This is a genomic window from [Clostridium] symbiosum (genome assembly GCA_036419695.1).
Taxonomy (GTDB): Bacteria; Bacillota; Clostridia; order Lachnospirales; family Lachnospiraceae; genus Otoolea; species Otoolea symbiosa_A.
In genome coordinates this window covers 1,296,013-1,313,162 of record CP143946.1, presented here as the reverse complement: position 1 = coordinate 1,313,162, position 17,150 = coordinate 1,296,013, and the positions used below count along the sequence as shown (strand labels likewise).

Sequence of the window (17,150 nt, the reverse complement as noted above, 5' to 3'; positions counted from 1 at the left end):
TATTTTTTATCCATCTCCATTAACAGCAACGTTTCAGTACCTTCATAGTTACCATTAATATTACTATTTTAGTTTACCAGATCGCTCCTGTCAATAACCCTTTTACTGGTCTGTGAGGTACTTTCCCCTGTAAAATCTAAGCCCATTTGCAACATTTACAACCTGATACCCTTTTCTGTAAAATAAATTGCAGGCTAACAGGCTTTCGCTTCCTCTCGCACAGTAAAACAGCAGCGGCCGGCTGTTGTCCAGCAGTTCCGGCTGCTCCATCAGTTCGTCAAACGGATAATTTTCTGCACCGCATAAGTGGGACTGACAGTAAGAGGATGGACTTCTCAAATCTATAATCCTGCCCTCGTATCCCTGTTCCAGCCATCTGTCCAGATGCTGAACCGGAATTGTCTCATACATAATAGACCTCCTGTCCCTTTTACTATATTATATTCCTGCCGGACAGACTTGTTCCTGCGTAAGTACAAAGAGTTCCGCTTGCGGAACTCTTGCGCTGCCGCCGGTTGCTTCTGCAACCATTTACCTCTGCGCGGCATGTGCATCCTCGCGCGAGTGCGCATCCTGCCCGGAGGGCTTTCTCATATCATTGGAGTATTTTCCTATGATATGAAAAAAAGAGTATTCCTCTCCCGGGACTTAAATCCCTGCAGAGGAATACTCTCTTCCGGCTCAAAACTGCCAGTTCAACTTACTTAGTAGTTATTTCTGTCACAGTTGCTGGAATTGTTCTGGCTGTAATTCTGGCTGCTGTTTCTGCTGCTGTTGTTAGAACTGTTCTGGCTGCTGTTTCTAGAGCTGTTCTGAGATTTGTTCTGGCTGTTGTTCTGAGAACTGTTCTGGCTGTTGTTCTGGGAGCTGTTCTGGCTGTTGTTCTGGGAGCTGTTCTGGCTGTTGTTCTGAGAACTGTTCTGGCTGTTGTTCTGAGAACTGTTTCTGCTGCTGTTGTTGTCCATATCGTTGTAGCTGTTTTTGCTTGACATATTCATTACCTCCAAGGCTATTTTTTTGTTACACCGTTAGTATGGCTTTCACTGTTTCAAAATATTCATGAAGGTAATTTACAATTTTTTGGAAAATTGAAAGACGAAAGGCACAGAGTGCAGTTTTAATGCTGCATCTGTGCCCCTTCTATATCATCCCTTAACCAAGTACGCTGACAATTTTGACAGGTGTACGGTAATTCCAGTTTGAAGTTTTGATTCCGGTACGTTCTGTGGACGCATGTACAATCTGTCCGTTTCCTATGTAAAGCGCCACATGGTTGATTCTTTTTCCGTTACTGTAAAAAATCAGATCTCCCGGCTGCATCTCCGCCGCACTGATCGCTCTTCCCTGTGTGGCCTGGGAACCTGAGGAACGGTTTAAGCTGACTCCAGCTCCGTTCTGCATCACGTATCTTGTAAATCCCGAACAGTCAACTCCAGTACGCGGATCACTGCCGCCATATCTGTAACGGCCGCCTACAAACTGAAGCGCATAATCCACAACCTGCTGTCTGGTGTTGGTCTGTGCCGTCTGTGCCTGCGCTGCTGCTTCCGCCGCATCAGCGGCATCTTCAAGCGTAATAACGTCTGTCTTTAAGTATCCTTCTTTATCTCCTGCCGCAACCCTGACCCAGCCGTCGGAACCATTCTCAACCACCTCGAAAATTCCGCCCTTCTGTGCCGTGGCAACGACTGCCGAACTCTCATTCTCCTCAGCATAGACGGAGGCATTGGCTGCTTCAATCTTTGCCACCATATCTCCATCCAGGCCGTCGGCCGGTCCGGCAAATGCCACCTGCGGTCCGGCTACCGTAAACATTCCGCAGATACACATCATTCCAATAAATTTGATACTCTTATTTAAATTCATCCAAAAACCCCTTGATTGTTATTTGCTATATTCAGTTAAATTCTCACGAAAACCTTGCTATTTATTAAGGTTTCCTTGCTAAATGTTACACAATTGTTAAATCATGTTACGTTGTTATTATATTTTCTTTTCTCATCTTTGTCAAGTTCGTTTCGGATGTTTTATACTTATTTTATAATTTCACATAACAGTTCAGATAGGTCTGCGCATTTACTGCGCTGACTGTACAAAAAGGTAGTGGCAGCAAGCATTCGGCTCATCGCGCAGCGATTTCATTAGCCAAATGCCGTAACAGTTCATGCTGTCTGAACTGTTACTATTTCGCCTTTTTCCTCTCCTCCCAGTACGCCCACAGCGGACCCGCAATGCAGACGGATGAGTAGCAGCCGCTGATTAGTCCGGCCAAAAGAGGCAGTGAAAATACCTGGATTGATTCAATTCTGTAAACGACAGAGAAAATATACACGATAAAAATGCTCATTACAACCGTGAGCGCCGTGTTGATGGAACGCCCCAGTGTTTCCGTGATACTCCGGTCCACCAGTTCCGACAGGCTGGTCTTTTTGCCCGTCTCCTTCATATTCTCTCTTATCCTGTCATAAAGCACGATCGTGTCGTTGATGGAATAGCCGATAATCGTCAGCGTCACCGCTACAAAGGCGTCGTTGACCGGAATCCGGAATATGCCGAAAATGAAGACAACGATCAGGATATCATGGATCAGCGCCAATACGGCGGACACTCCCGCCGCCAGGCCGGAGAGAGACGAGAAGCGCAGCCTGATATAAATAATAATGAAAAGAGCGGACAGCACCACCGCCGTCACCGAATTTTTCAGCGCTTTTGCCCCGATATAAGGTTCTACGGCAAATGTCTCGGACAGGGCAAAGTCTCCTCCCTGACTGTTCAGCAGGGCCGTCACGCGTCCCTGTTCCTCCGGCGAGATTCCCTTATTGCCCGCCAGCGTCAGCACCAGCTTTTTCTCTCCCGTAAGCGGATCCTCCGAAGTCTGCACACTGGCCGGGCGGCCCAGTTCCTGCTCCACTCCCGACCGCACGGCCTCCGTATCTGCCTCCTGGTCGTATGTATATTTGAGGATCACGCCTCCCGTAAACTGTGTGTCCAGCTCCATTCCGTTTACCGCGCTGATGGTGGTTCCCGAGAGGAGTACACAACAGGTAAACAGGAGAATCCATTTTCTCTTTTTTGAAAATCCCAGAACCTTTTTCTCCTTTTTCTTCCGGAACATTGTAATCCGGCCGAAGAACGGATACTCGATCAGGGAATTGAGGATCGTCCTGGACATCCATACGCCTGCAAACAGGTTGATGAGAACGCCGGTAAGCAGCGTGTAGCCAAAGCTCAGCATGGTTCCCGAACCGAAAAACATCAGGATTGCCGCCACGGCTGCCGTCGTGATATTTCCATCCAGAACAGAGGAAAATGCATTTTTGTATCCTCTTCTCACCGCCTGTTTGACCGTCATTCCATTTCTCAGTTCTTCACTGATGCGCTCGCTGATGATAATGTTGGCGTCCACCGCCATTCCGGCCGACAGGATCAGGCCTGCTATGCCGGGCAGCGTGATGGTATACTGGGGAATCGATATTGCAAGCACCTGAAGCGACATCTGAAAGAGCAGGGTCAGACAGCTTACAACTCCGGGCAGCCTGTAATAAATCATCATAAACAGGCAGATGAGAACCATGGAAAGCGCTCCGGCCGTGGCCATGGATTTCAGCGCCTGGTTTCCCAGCGTAGGGCTGATCGTATTATAATTGGTCGTCTCCATCGAAAACGGCAGCGCTCCGGCGCGTATCTTCTCGGACAGGGCCTTGGCCTCCTCCGGGGAATCCATGCCGTTAATCATGGCCGTTCCCCCGGTAATGGCCTGCTTTACAACCGGGGCGGAAATCAGGGTCTCGTCCATATAAATCCCTATCCGTTTTCCGGTCATTTTTTTCGTGGCCTCGGCAAATGCCTCGGCTCCCGCCCGGTCAAAGGAAAGGCTCACAACGCTCTCCCCGGTATTCGGATCACGGACGGCCTCGCTGCTGTTCACGTCTTTGCCCTCCACCAGGATATTGCCCTCCTCATCCCGGAACGTCAGCCTGGCCGTCTCTCCAAGCTCTGCTATCGCCTCTTCCGGGTTAAAGTTCTTTTCATCCGATTTCCATGGGAAACGGACAATGACGTGGCCGGCTTTTCTGTCCACCGTCACCTCACGGTCCAATATGTTTTTAGCGTCCAGTCTTCCTTCAATTACATCCCTGGCGGATTCCAGTTCACTTTCCGAGGGCCGGTAATCCCCGGCCGGTTCAAACACGGCCTCCACTCCGCCCCGGATATCGATGCCGAAACGCATCTGCCCGATTCCTTTAATATCATTTCCGCAGCCAAAAACCGCAGCATAAACAAAGACAGCGATGATGACACCCACTATCCAGATATGATTTTTTTTATTTTTCACGTTATTCCTCCTGTGTTGTATTAATTTACAGTTTCACTACAGGAGCAATCCGTTTCTTTCCGTCCGTTTTATGGAGAATGCAGACAATACAAAGAGCGCTGCCCATTTGCAGGAGCGCGGCGCAAAGATAATAATAAGAATTTCCCCCGAGTCCGGTAAAGGGATGGGAAAAAGGCGCCGGAAAAAGCGGGGCGCCGTCACCGCCCCCGAACGGCCACCGGCTGTCCTCCTCCAGTTCCTCCTCATCATATGAGTACAGGCCCGTTTTCTGGCCGTTCTTCTGGTTCCATGAGACGGGGCCTGCTGCCGGTATGAATGCATACCCGTCGTCGGACGAACGCCAGCCTGTCCCGGAGATGCATTCAGGCCCGGCGCCGTCTCCCCCTGCCGCTCCACAGGCAAAATGCGTGAAGCTTAAAACAGGGAAGGAGTGAGAGACGCCCGGCCCGAAGGATAAAAAGAGCAGACAGAGGATGAACGGATAAAGAAGTGATAGAATCCCGGTACAAGATTTCCCCTTCATTCGCTTCGCCCCCTGTCTGCCCTATTAAACATAATTTTGATATGCGAAATATAGCACAGGGCACGGAACATGTCAATTCCGCGCGGCTGTCTTATTCTTTTCTTATCGTTTTGTTTACAGAGATACCGTCTGATCCAACCTGCGCTCAGAGGCGGACAGAACCAGGACAGAACGCGCTCCAATCCGGCGCGGCTCATTTCCCGCCGCGGTATGAGAGGTGTCATGGGAGACGCTATCGTCCGATGTATCCGCCTCGACGCTCCAGGCATAATGGGCCGGCAGTTTGGGAAGTCTTATGGCCTGCTCCTCCCAGTAGGGATTTACGGCCAGGAAGACGATATCGTCGGCCTCCTGCTCTTCGTCATACCCTGCAAACAGGATGCCTACGGCCTTTGTGTCGTTGGTGACCGATGCATCCCATGAATCGGATGTATACGTGCCAACAGAGGGGAAACCGCATTTGGCCGCCCCCAGTTCGCACCGTATGGAGCGGTGCTTTTTCCGAAAGTGTATCATTTGTTTGAAGAATAAAAACAGTTCCCGGTTTTTCTCAATCAATCCCCAGTCCAGCCAGGACAGCTCATTATCCTGACAGTATGTATTGTTATTGCCCTGCTTGGAAAAGCCAAACTCATCTCCCGCCAGCAGCATCGGCGTACCCCTGCTGCACATCAGGACGGCACAGGCATTCTTCATCAGCTTCATCCTCAGGCGGTTGACCGTCTCATCCTCCGTCGGCCCCTCGGTCCCGCAGTTCCAGCTCCTGTTGTCGTCGCTTCCGTCCGTATTATTCCATCCGTTGGCCTCGTTGTGCTTCTGGTTGTAAGAGTACAAATCGCACAGGGTGAACCCGTCGTGGCAGGTGATGAAATTGACGGAAGAATTGTACCCCTGGTACTCCTTATCCGAGCGGTACAGATCGGGGGAACCTGTAATCCTCTTCACCGCCTGTGGCGCCAGCCAGTACTCTCCTTTTAAATAACTCCTCAGCTCATCCCTGTATTTCCCGTTCCACTCGGCCCAGTGGCAGAATGCCGGGAAACTTCCGACCTGGTAGAGTCCTCCTGCATCCCAGGCCTCCGCAATCAGCTTCGTATCGCCGAGCAGCGGATCAAAAGCCAGCCTTTTTAAAAGGGGCGGATTGGACATCGGCGTCCCATCCTCATTTCTGCCCAGGATACTGGCCAGATCAAACCGGAATCCGTCCACATGATAGGATGTTACCCAGTAACGCAGGCATTCCACAATCATCTCCTGTACAATGGGATGGTTGCAGTTTAATGTATTGCCGCAGCCGCTGAAATTATAGTAGTAGCCCTCCGGGGTGAGCATGTAATAGATATTGTTGTCAAACCCTTTAAAAGAGATCACCGGCCCGTGTTCGTTGCCCTCGGCCGTGTGGTTGAAAACCACGTCCAAAATAATCTCCATGCCGTTCTCATGCAGTTCCTTGATCAGGGTTTTCAGCTCCTCACCCTCCCGGTTATATTCATCCGCAGCCGTATAACTGGTGTTCGGCGCAAAAAAACTCACCGTATTATATCCCCAGAAGTCACAGAGCGTCCTTCCGCCCACGACTCTTCTGTCCTGCGTCTCATCGAACTCAAAGATAGGCATCAGTTCCACCGTCGTCACTCCCAGCTCCTTCAGATATGGAATTTTCTCCATCAGTCCGGCAAATGTCCCTGGATTTTCCACTCCCGACGAAGGATGGTGCGTAAACCCTCTCACATGCATCTCATAGATAATGGAATCTGACATCGAAAGCTTCGGACGGAACACATCCTTCCAGTCAAAGTTATTTCTCACGACTCGCGCGTGGTACTGATCCTCGTCACCGCGCTTCACGCCCCAGACGCTCTGTCCCGTTATCGCCTTGGCATATGGATCTAAAAGCGGTTTGGTCCTGTCAAAGAGCAGCCCCTTTGCCGGATCCCAGGGACCGTCAAGACGGTAGGCATACTCAAATTCCGTGATTTTCAGGCCGAACACAATCATGGAATAGACATTCCCCACCCTGTATTTCTCAGGAAACGGGATAACGGCATAGGGGCTGTTCTCCATCCTGTGATATAAAAGCAGTTCACAGGAATAGGCTCCGTGGGAATGAACGGTAAAATTGACGGCTCCCGGAAGTGCGGTGGCCCCGTTGCTCCCATACAGCCCGGGACGTATCCTGAAGCCGCTCACCTCGTCTAACGGTTCCATCTGCTCACATTCTCCGCCTGGCGCGATTATGCCCGGGCAGTCCGCCGGTTCTTCTATTTCCTGCCCTGCCACTGCTCCCGCAATCACAATTTCCTCTTTCAGCTGTTTTGTTTTTCCCTCTTGTTCATACATGGCCTCACGCGGAGGCAGGTGTTTCCGGACGGATCCATTTTCCTTCCAAAAACACCTGCACCTCCTTCTCCTTTTTATGTTTCTGCCGTCAGGCATCCTTGCCACAGTCCAGTGTGAACCAGAATTCCACGCCGTCCTCCAGATTTCTGACTCCATATTGTTTGTGATGGGACTCCATAATTGCCTTTACAATTGAAAGTCCGATTCCGCTTCCTCCGTATTCTCTCGTTCTCGCCTTGTCTACCTTAAAGAACTTGGTCCACAGGTTCGGAATATCCGCCTCCGGAATAGGCTGGCCCGTGTTGAAAACGGATACCATCACTTCCTTGCCGTCCGGTTCCATGCGGATGACAATCTTTTTCTCACCCTCTGCGTGGTTAATGGCGTTGTTCAGATAATTAGTCACTACCTCCTCTATCTTGAATTCATCGCCCCAAACATAGACCGGTTCCGTATAGCCAAAGTCTACGGTAATTTCCTTCTGCTGAAGTATCAGGCCCGCAGCCGATATGACTCCCTGGATCAGCTCCGTCAGGTTAAACCGCTCCATGGCCGTCTGCTCATTACCGAATTCCAGGGCGGTCAGGGTCAGAAGCTGTTTTACCATCTTGTTCATCTTGCCGGCCTCATCCATGATAACCTCGCAGTAGTAATCGCGGCTCTCCTTCTCCACGGCCATTCCTTCGGTCAATCCTTCCGCATATCCCTGAATCAGGGCAATCGGAGTTTTAAGCTCATGGGAAACATTGGCAATGAAGTCTTTTCTCATCTCGTCTATCTGCGTCTTTTCCTCAATGTCCTTCTGCAGACGGATATTGGCCGATTTCAGCTCACCGATTGTCTCCTTCAGCTTATCCGACAGCACGTTCATACTGTTGCCCAGCGTGCTGATCTCCTCGGTCGAATGTCTTGTCTCCCTGTATTTTGCCTCAAAGTCCAGATTGGACATTTTTTCGGAAAGACGTGACAGTTCATGGATCGGGGATGTGATTCTGCTTGTAATAAAGTAGAGAATGATGCTGCCGACCAGGATCACGGCAATTCCCACGTACATCAGGAAACGGTTCGATATGGCCGCGCTTTCCCGGATGCTGTCAAGGGGAGTCGTCATGATAAAGATGGTCCCGTTATCGGAGAAGAATCCCCAGCTCTCCAGGTAAAAGGTCTTGGTCCTGGGATCGTACGTCTTCTGGATCATGTAGTTTTCATGCTCCTCCATAATCTCCCGGTGAGGCGCGTTCTTACCTACAATATACTGGCTGACCCTGTCCTTCATGATTTGAATATCTTTTACCGAGGATACAAGGATGTTGCCGTTCATGCTGTCGCAGATAAGCAGCGTGATATTGGACGTATCCCTCAGGTAGCGCACCAGCTGCGCCAGCTTTACGACCCCGCTTTCCGAACCGTCCTCATCCGTTCCTGTCTCCGGCTGTGCCGAAGGAACGGATGGCCCTTCCAGTATTAATCCATAGTCATCGCCGCCCCTTTTTCCGGAGTTTCTGTCTCTTCCATAACCTTTGTCGGTCCCTGTTCCGTCTGCAGAAAAAAAGTCGCTGCTGCTCAGTTCATCCTCCGCCCCTTCCAGGGCGCTACCGCCTTTTGCCCTCTCTTCCAGGACAATGGCGTCAATTGCATAGTAGGCTTTTTCCAGCACGCCAATCTTGTAATTCTGGTAGTAGCTCTCCAGAAACCAGTTGTTAATGCACCATGTAGCCGCCACGGCCAGAGCCATCATGCTGATAAACGTCACTGTAAATTTCCATTTCAGCGTCGTATGTCTCATCCATCCACCTCGAATTTATATCCCATGCCCCAGATGGTTTTGATATATTCACCCTTCTCCCCCAGCTTACTGCGCAGCTTCTTGACATGGGTGTCAATTGTCCTGGCATCGCCGAAGTAATCGTAATTCCATACATTATTTAAAATCTTCTCCCTGGAAAGGGCGATTCCCTGGTTCTCCGCAAAATATGTGATCAGCTCAAACTCCTTATAGCTCAAATCCACATTTTTCCCATCCACCATTACCTGATGAGCCGACTTATCAATGTGTATTCCGCCTACATCAATCACTTCCTGGGACATCGTGCTGCTCCTTCGGAGAATCGCTTCCACCCTGGCTACCAGAATCTTGGGGCTGAACGGCTTGGAAATGTATTCGTCCACGCCCAGGCTGAAGCCCTGAAGTTCGTCCTGTTCTTCTCCCCGTGCCGTCAGCATGATAATCGGGACCTGGGAATACTTTCTGATTGTCCGGCACACCTCCCAGCCGTCCATCTTCGGCATCATAACATCCAGAAGGATCAGGGCAATGTCCTTCTGGTCGAAAAATACATCTATCGCTTCCTCCCCGTCACCGGCTTCCACAACCTGAAATCCCTTTACCGTAAGGAAATCTCTGACCAGTTTTCTCATTCTGGGTTCGTCATCCACTACCAGTACTTTTAATATCTCCATCTTATTCACCTCTGTGTTATCAGAATTATCCGGCCCTTTCTTATACAGTCTTGCCGGATAGCCGCTGTTTATCTTTGTTTTACCTGTATTTTAGCAGATTGTAAAGGGAGTTTCTACTGTTTCACAGAGATTTCACAGTGTGGGGGAGTTCGTTGAGAAATGAAACGCGCCGGTGAGGTCGGGGTTCGGAATGGTGAGAGGAGAGCTGTGAGTCTTCAGTCCCGGAGGAAGGTTATGACCGGGACTGAAGACGCGAAGGTTCTTGCCATTCTGAACCCCAGCCTGCGGCCGCTGAATTGTTCTATTCCTTCAAGTGCGGGGCAGGTATTGCCGCTGTCTTTTGGTGGCGTTCCCACAGCTCAATAATATCTGTCCATGGAAATGGTTTTCTGATAAAATATGTTTATCACCGTACCATAGGATTGTGAAAGGAGTGCGTACCATGAAAGTGAGGCCGGCGGCAATCAATGATATAGCGGCAATTCTGGCGCTGTACCGTGATCTGAATCGGGAAATGGCGGAATTACAGCCGTTCTACATACGTCCCGCTGAAGAGGACAGGGAGTTTCTGGAAGCTGCTGTTAGAAGTGAAACGGAAGATATTTTAATTGCAGAGGAGGATGGAGAAGTTCTGGGAATGGCTTACATCCAGTTTGAACAAACTCCCGTCTATAAAAGTATTATTCCCCACCGTTATACCTATCTGATGGATTTTATCGTCCGGGAATCGTTACGCGGAAACGGGGTTGGGAAAAAGCTGTTGGAAGGCGTGGAAAACTGGGGGAGGAGCAGGGGCTCCGAGTATGTGGAATTAGATGTACTGAGCCAGAATTTGAATGCTTTAAGATTTTATGAGAAAGAAAATTTTGAGGAATCTGTGAGAGTTCTGAGGAAAAGATTGTAGGCTGGAAATCCCCCCATTTCCAGCCGTTTACATTAAGTTCCTACATCGGCTTTAAGTTTTTATTCAGCCGGTCAACCATCCATGCAATGCGTTTTTCCCGCCCCGCGTCTGTTTTCGCGTCGAGATATGCACGGGTGTAGGTCTTCTTTACCGATAGCGGCATCGCAAGAAAGTTGCTGTATGCAGGTTCATATTCTTTCAAAATCCCGGAAAGAGCCGTAATCTCCTCCTCCCCAATCACGGGCGCCTTGGGGGCATCCCATTGGCCGTTCTTTTTGGCTTCTTCTATTTTCTTCCTGCCGTAGTCGGTCATAATTCCCTGCTTCTCCAGCTTTTCTGCCAGCGCCTTATTTTTTTCCGACCACTTGCTGTTTTCTCTGCGTTTTGCAAAATATTTTTTATATCTTTTGTCATCAATGCTCTGCATCTGCCCGTCAATCCAGCCAAAGCAGAGGGCCTCCTCCAGCGCTTCCCCCGCCTTTACCGTTTTCGGGCCGCCTGCCTTGCCGAACAGCAGCCAGTAGCCTTCATCCGTCAGGCAGTTGTCATTCAGCCATTTTCTAAAGTCCTCTCTGTTTGAAAACTCCAACATCCCACTCATCGTAAATCCTCTCTTTCTCCCTGTTTGTTTTATCGGAATGTTTGTGTTACCGGAATATTTATTTTACCGGAATATATATTTTTACCTCATTATCCGGATCATCGGGTGATATTACCGCCCTCTCATATTGTTCAAAATCCTCCCTGTCGTCCAGTTCCTCTTTCGCCGACGGCAGCCAGGTTCCGAAAATATACTGATATGTTTTATACAGTTTTCCAAAATCCCCCCGATGGGTGAAAACTGCATACTTTCCGGCGTGCAGCGTTTTTTCGGCCAGCCCCGGCGGCAGATTATGATAATCCGTCACCGGACTGCCCACCATTACCGAAAATAATACATCTCCATTTTTGGTATAGGAGGTCTGCTGTGTTTCGCAGATGCAGTACCGGATGTCCCCGGTGCCGGAATTCTTTTGATCCAGCGCCAGAAACTGCTCCCACAGTCCCGGCAGACGATTATCAAAAAGGGAGGTCGTCCCCCTGATTCCTGCGGTTTTCGTTTCTTCCATCCAAATTATTTCAGGTTCCCGTGAAATGTTATTTGCAATATGGCAGACATCCCCGGGCTCCAGTTCTCTCTTGGCATTCATTACCAAATCAATGCCTGCTCTCCTGTATTCCGTCGGGCTGCTCGCAAAAACGGCCTTAAACGCCCTGCTGAATGCCTCCGCCGATTCAAATCCGCTTTCAATTGCAATATCGATGACCCTCCTGTCGGTATGGAGAAGTTTTTCGGATGCCCTGTACAGCCTGCGCCTGTTGATATAACGGCCGGCCGACTCGCCTAATACGGAAGAAAACAGCCGCGTCATATAATAGTAGGAATATCCTGTTTCCCTCGACACATCGTTTAAACCGATATGCTCGTCCAGATGTGTTTCGATATATTCAATCGCCCTCTCTAAAGGGGATAATTCTTTCACTCCGCCACCTCCGATACTAGAATTTATGGCATTACGGACATTATATCATATTCCACTTTCCCTCTCTATTACCAAAAATAAGCAAAAAATGTCATGAATGGAGGCCGTCTATCTGATAAGCTGTAATGCAGGTATGGTTATCTGTGAATGAATATGCAGATATCCCTATCGGTCATTGAAAGGAGGAAAACTATGGTGGGGCCTAACGGGGTTCTTTTCGCAAGTCCGGCGCCCGGCCTGCTTTCCTCACTGGCCGCTGCGCTTATGCTCCTGAATAACATAAAAGCCAGACAGAAAGAGGTGTGACAGAATGAACGGCATCATAATACAGGGACTTACCCAAAATAATCTGAAACATGTTTCATTTACGATTCCAAAAGAAAAAATCACCGTGTTCACCGGAGTGTCCGGTTCCGGCAAATCCAGTATTGTCTTTGATACCATTGCAGCAGAATCGCAGCGCCAGATGAGCGCCACCTACCCGGCTTTTGTGCGGTCAAGGCTGCCGAAGTATCCGAAACCGGCCGTGGAGCGGATCGACAATCTGACCGCTTCCGTTGTGGTGGATCAGTCCCCGCTGAGCGGTAACGCACGCTCCACGGCGGGAACCATAAGCGGCCTCTATTCCAGCCTGCGTCTGCTGTTTTCAAGGATAGGAACTCCCTATGCGGGCACGGCCTCCTGCTTCTCCTTTAACGATCCGGCCGGGATGTGTAAAACGTGTTCCGGCCTTGGAAAAATTCCCCGGGTGAATGTTGGAGCCATCCTCGATCCCGATAAGTCCTGGAACGAGGGTTGTGTACGTGATTCTCTGTATTCTCCCGGCTCATGGTACTGGCGGCAGTACGCCGAGTCCGGCCTGTTTGATCCCGACAAGCCCGTTAAGGAATACTCAAAAGAGGAATATAATCTCCTCCTGTACGGTTCCCGCGACGGCAAGGGGAAACCGGAAAATCCGAAAATAACCGGGATATTCCATAAATACACGAAGACGCTCCTGAACCGCGACATCAGCGATAAAAGCAGGCATACAAAAATAAAAGCGCAGAATCTGACGGTCTGGACCGAGTGTGGAGAATGCCACGGAAAGCGGTTGAATGAAACCGCCCTGGGCTGCAAAATAAACGGATACTCTATTGCGGATCTCTGTGAAATGGAACTGACGCAGCTTCGTGACGTTCTGTCCCAAATTACCGAACCGGCCGCGGCTTTGCTGGTACGGCCCCTCATTGAAGGACTGGACCGGATGATAGAAATTGGCCTCCCGTATCTTCATCTGAACCGGGAAACTCCATCCCTCTCCGGCGGGGAGGCACAGCGGCTTAAACTGGTCCGGTATATGGGCAGCAGCCTGACCGGACTGACCTATATTTTCGATGAACCAAGCGCCGGGATGCATCCCCGCGACGTCTACCGCATGAACAATCTGCTCCGGCAGCTTCGTGATAAAGGCAACACGGTGCTTGTGGTTGAACACGACAGGGATGTAATTTCGATTGCGGATTATGTAATAGATGTGGGGCCGCAGGCAGGACAAAACGGCGGTGAAATCGTGTTTGCCGGCAGCTATGGGGAGCTACTCCGCTCCGATACCCTGACGGGCCGGGCCATGCTCCACTCCCTGCCCATCAAACAGAACCCCCGCCGGCAGACAGGGAGCCTCCCGATCCGGGACGCCTGTCTTCACAATCTAAAGCATGTGAACGTGGATATTCCACTGGGAATTATGACCGTTGTAACCGGAGTTGCCGGTTCCGGAAAGAGCACCCTGATCTCCCGGGTATTTGCCGGTCTGTATGAAGATGATATCGTGATGGTCGGTCAGGGACCCATCACGGCTACAAACCGCTCCACGCCCTCCTCCTATCTCGGTTTTTTCGACGAGATACGGAAACTGCTGGCAAGGGAAAACGGCCGGCCGGAGGGACTGTTCAGTTTCAACTCCACTGGAGCCTGCCCGGTCTGCGGCGGCAGGGGCGTCATCGTGACCGAACTTGCTTTCATGGATCCCGTCGTTACGGAATGTGAAGCATGCGGCGGACTGCGGTATAACGAGGAGGCCCTTGCCTGCACTTACAAGGGGAAAAATATCGTTGAACTGCTCCGCATGACCGCATCACAGGCCATGGAAGTGTTTGAAAACGCGAAAATCAGGAAACACCTGAAGGTGATGGAGCAGGTCGGCTTATCTTACCTGACGCTCGGCCAGCCGCTCAGCACCCTGTCCGGAGGAGAACGCCAGAGAATCAAACTGGCAAAGCACCTTGGAAAAAAGAGCGGCATTTTTGTCATGGACGAACCAACCACCGGACTGCACATGTCGGATATTGAGAATCTGTTAAAGCTGTTTGACACAATCGTCTCCCGTGGGAATACCCTGGTTGTAATTGAGCACAATCTCGACGTCATAAAACAGGCTGACTGGATTATCGATATCGGCCCCGACGGAGGCAAAAACGGAGGAGAGGTGGTATATACCGGGACTCCCGCCGACATGGCGCTGAATGCAAAAACGCTGACGGCAGACAGCCTGCGGGCGTCACTGAACAAATAGCGAGAACAGATAAGCAGGGAAGAATCGCCGATATGGAATTCTTCCCTGCTTATCTGTAAGTAAGTATCTGTAATTGTCTATGATTAACCGTATGATCCGTAACAGCCCTGGGCTGTCTTCCCGGCCGTTACAAGCTCTCTTTCTCCTATTCTGCCGCAACAGCCGCTTCCTTTACGGCCTCGACGCCAGCCTCCGCCTCAACCGGAAGTACGGATGTACAATGCGCACATTTTGTAGCCTCGATCGGGATTTCACTCTTGCAGAACGGACAAATCTTGGTAGTCGGAGCCGCCGGAGCTTCTTCTTCCTTACGGATTACTTTCGATGAAAGCGTATTCATCGCTTTTACAAGGCAGAAGATGACAAAAGCCATAATCAGGAAATTAATGACTGCCGTCAGGAATTTTCCATATTTTAACGTAACCTCGCCCAGAATGTTGACCGAAAGCTCATCAAAATTCAATCCTCCGAATATACCGAGGATCGGAGAGAGGATATCTTCAACCAGAGATGTGATAATGGAGGAGAACGCGCCTCCAATGATAACGCCGACTGCCATATCCATCACGTTTCCACGGCTGATGAACTGTTCGAATTCATGAATAAAGCCTTTTCCCTTTCCCATATCTTTCCTCCTTAAAAATGATATAACGGCGGATGTCTCTCTCTTCGCCGCTATTTTTTATAATACCACGAAACGACATTTTTCTCAATCATTCTACCTGAATAACGCTTATCTTACGCAACTGTTCCTCTGTTGACAAAGCGCTTTTCCATACCTATACTTGAAATATATCTGTCGTTTTACAGGGATTTAGCTGTAAATCATACGTTATCACGGCATTGGCATTCACGGATGCAGCCGCACACCGGAAGAAGAACGGAGGGGGACTCTTTGAAAACTTTTAATACGAATGAAATCTGCCAGCTATGCGACGTGAGCAGAAAACAGCTCCGCTACTATGAAGAACGCGGTATGCTGAGCCCGGTTCCCCGGTTTAAGGATAATAATTACCGGTATTATACGCACCAGCATATCTGTGAGATCGTGGCCGCCAAGGCTCTCAGGAATATTGATATGTCGCTGAGTGAAATTAAGGATATCATTTATGGCAGGAATATCGGCAGTATTCAGATGTCGATTGAGAAAAAGATGGTCGGAGCCAGAGATGCCCTTCAGGAGAGCCTGCTGCGCTATGAGCAGAGCATGATTGTCTATACAAAACTGATCGAAGCGATTTCCGTCCTGAAACTTCACGAACACAAAATTGATACGGAGCTGGGATATGAGGTAGTCGATTTTCCAGAGCAGAATATGATATCGCTGGCCTATCAGACCAACTTTGAGGACGAGGAATGCTATGATATCGAATACATGGCTAAGATTCAAAAGATATCCCAGGAAGTGAATGTCGCCTCCCTGGGTGCGCTTCTCTACGTTTTGTATAACCATTTTGACAGCAGTACCTGCAGCTTTGACAACCAGATACACGATTATAAAATAGCCGTTCCCGTGGTGGACATGAAAAAGCCGTGTCTCCACTATGATAAAATTCCGGCCTTCCGCGGTGTCTGTGCCGTACACGTCGGAACACCGAAAGATAAAAAGCTCTATAACACTTATACCGGCCTGCTGCACTGGGCCAAAGCCCAGGGATATGAACTGGCCGGCTGGTCCGTCGAGGAGTGGCTGATCAGCCCGATGATTACAAATAATAAAGACTTCTGGATTCTCCGGGTTATCATTCCATTTAAAGAGTATGATAAACTGAATTCTCCGGGAGACACTTTAAATACCGTTTGATATTCTGTGGAAGTTTCCATCTCAGCCGTCCATCTATGTGGGACTGCAGTAAGATCTAGTTTCTGCGGTCCCACTTCCCGTTTTGGATTTCCTGTTTTGGATTTTCACTGTTTTTTGCCAATGAAAAATCCATCGTCTGTACTTTAGCCGCTCTTATTACTCAATTGCGATTTTTTCCAGATCTCCGGTCAGGGAATCCAGGACCATGTATTTCTTTTCTCCGCATTCTTTATTATAAAACTCCATGACATACAATATTTTATAATACAGATGTGTCCTGTATTCTTCCAGTACCGGGGGAGCGTAGAGATTCTTATATTTTATTGTGATCCAGTTTTTGTTGTAATTCCAGGCCATAGTAACCGCCTGTTTTTCGTCGCCTTTATTTTTCAGGACCGTATACTCGGGTACTTCCATTTCTTTGGCCCCGGGCAGCAATTGTATCTTGCCCGGAACCATATTGACTTCATCCACCCCGGCGTAATATCCGGCATACCGGCTGGTGTGTTTCGACGCCTGAAGAAGGACCCGGAATTCAAACACCCAGCATGGGCTGTAGACCGTGGACACGTGGCGGCAGCAGAGGCTGGCGTACCGTTTCTTTCTGCCCAGCCGTTCAATTAAATGCTCCGGTTTAAACCGGATTCCCGTCATCACATTGATTTTCCTCATGGCAGCTCCTTCTTCCTCAGCCTTATTATTTTAT

Annotated in this window: 15 protein-coding genes; 3 read left to right on the top strand and 12 right to left on the bottom strand. The window is 49.6% G+C overall.

What is annotated here, in order from left to right:
- Positions 1–102: 102 nt before the first annotated feature.
- The 8 genes from V3C10_06055 to V3C10_06020 all read right to left on the bottom strand — a co-directional run bounded on the left by V3C10_06055 (position 103) and on the right by V3C10_06020 (position 9,659).
- Positions 103–411 (bottom strand): rhodanese-like domain-containing protein, encoded by a 309-nt coding sequence (locus tag V3C10_06055; protein ID WVP63381.1) that lies wholly within the window; start codon positions 409–411, stop codon positions 103–105.
- Positions 412–704: 293 nt separating this feature from the next.
- Positions 705–992, bottom strand: a complete 288-nt coding sequence (locus tag V3C10_06050) for a hypothetical protein (protein WVP63380.1) — start codon at positions 990–992, stop codon at positions 705–707.
- 160 nt (positions 993–1,152) lie between these two features.
- Positions 1,153–1,866: a C40 family peptidase gene (locus tag V3C10_06045; protein WVP63379.1), complete on the bottom strand. Its 714-nt coding sequence runs from the start codon at positions 1,864–1,866 to the stop codon at positions 1,153–1,155.
- Between the two features lie 316 nt (positions 1,867–2,182).
- Positions 2,183–4,336, bottom strand: a complete 2,154-nt coding sequence (gene secF / locus V3C10_06040) for a protein translocase subunit SecF (GenBank protein WVP63378.1) — start codon at positions 4,334–4,336, stop codon at positions 2,183–2,185.
- Between the two features lie 25 nt (positions 4,337–4,361).
- Positions 4,362–4,859 (bottom strand): hypothetical protein, encoded by a 498-nt coding sequence (locus V3C10_06035; protein WVP63377.1) that lies wholly within the window; start codon positions 4,857–4,859, stop codon positions 4,362–4,364.
- Between the two features lie 114 nt (positions 4,860–4,973).
- The gene (glgX, locus tag V3C10_06030; protein WVP64580.1) at positions 4,974–7,067 is read right to left on the bottom strand and encodes a glycogen debranching protein GlgX; all 2,094 of its coding nucleotides are present in this window, start codon (positions 7,065–7,067) and stop codon (positions 4,974–4,976) included.
- A gap of 220 nt (positions 7,068–7,287) precedes the next feature.
- Entirely contained in the window at positions 7,288–8,985 is a 1,698-nt protein-coding gene (locus V3C10_06025) for a HAMP domain-containing sensor histidine kinase (protein ID WVP63376.1), read from the bottom strand.
- Positions 8,982–9,659, bottom strand: coding sequence for a response regulator transcription factor (locus V3C10_06020; protein ID WVP63375.1), 678 nt, complete (start codon positions 9,657–9,659; stop codon positions 8,982–8,984). The genes V3C10_06025 and V3C10_06020 overlap by 4 nt, the downstream gene beginning before the upstream one ends.
- A 442-nt stretch (positions 9,660–10,101) precedes the next feature.
- Between V3C10_06020 and V3C10_06015 the strand changes: the two genes are divergently transcribed.
- Positions 10,102–10,563 (top strand): GNAT family N-acetyltransferase, encoded by a 462-nt coding sequence (locus V3C10_06015; protein WVP63374.1) that lies wholly within the window; start codon positions 10,102–10,104, stop codon positions 10,561–10,563.
- Positions 10,564–10,603: 40 nt separating this feature from the next.
- Here the strand turns inward: V3C10_06015 and V3C10_06010 are convergent, their stop codons facing one another.
- Both V3C10_06010 and V3C10_06005 read right to left on the bottom strand, forming a co-directional pair.
- Entirely contained in the window at positions 10,604–11,164 is a 561-nt protein-coding gene (locus tag V3C10_06010) for a YdeI/OmpD-associated family protein (protein ID WVP63373.1), read from the bottom strand.
- A 58-nt stretch (positions 11,165–11,222) separates the two neighbouring features.
- Positions 11,223–12,086: an AraC family transcriptional regulator gene (locus V3C10_06005; protein ID WVP63372.1), complete on the bottom strand. Its 864-nt coding sequence runs from the start codon at positions 12,084–12,086 to the stop codon at positions 11,223–11,225.
- A 310-nt stretch (positions 12,087–12,396) separates the two neighbouring features.
- Here V3C10_06005 and V3C10_06000 point away from each other — a divergent pair, with 310 nt between their 5' ends.
- Positions 12,397–14,640 (top strand): excinuclease ABC subunit UvrA, encoded by a 2,244-nt coding sequence (locus tag V3C10_06000; GenBank protein WVP63371.1) that lies wholly within the window; start codon positions 12,397–12,399, stop codon positions 14,638–14,640.
- 145 nt (positions 14,641–14,785) lie between these two features.
- Here the strand turns inward: V3C10_06000 and mscL are convergent, their stop codons facing one another.
- The gene (mscL, locus tag V3C10_05995) at positions 14,786–15,265 is read right to left on the bottom strand and encodes a large conductance mechanosensitive channel protein MscL (GenBank protein WVP63370.1); all 480 of its coding nucleotides are present in this window, start codon (positions 15,263–15,265) and stop codon (positions 14,786–14,788) included.
- A gap of 270 nt (positions 15,266–15,535) precedes the next feature.
- Here mscL and V3C10_05990 point away from each other — a divergent pair, with 270 nt between their 5' ends.
- On the top strand, positions 15,536–16,444 hold the full coding sequence (locus V3C10_05990; protein WVP63369.1) for a MerR family transcriptional regulator: 909 nt from the start codon (positions 15,536–15,538) through the stop codon (positions 16,442–16,444).
- Positions 16,445–16,600: 156 nt separating this feature from the next.
- Here V3C10_05990 and V3C10_05985 read toward each other — a convergent pair whose 3' ends face one another.
- Positions 16,601–17,116, bottom strand: a complete 516-nt coding sequence (locus V3C10_05985) for a hypothetical protein (GenBank protein ID WVP63368.1) — start codon at positions 17,114–17,116, stop codon at positions 16,601–16,603.
- Positions 17,117–17,150 lie beyond the last annotated feature (34 nt).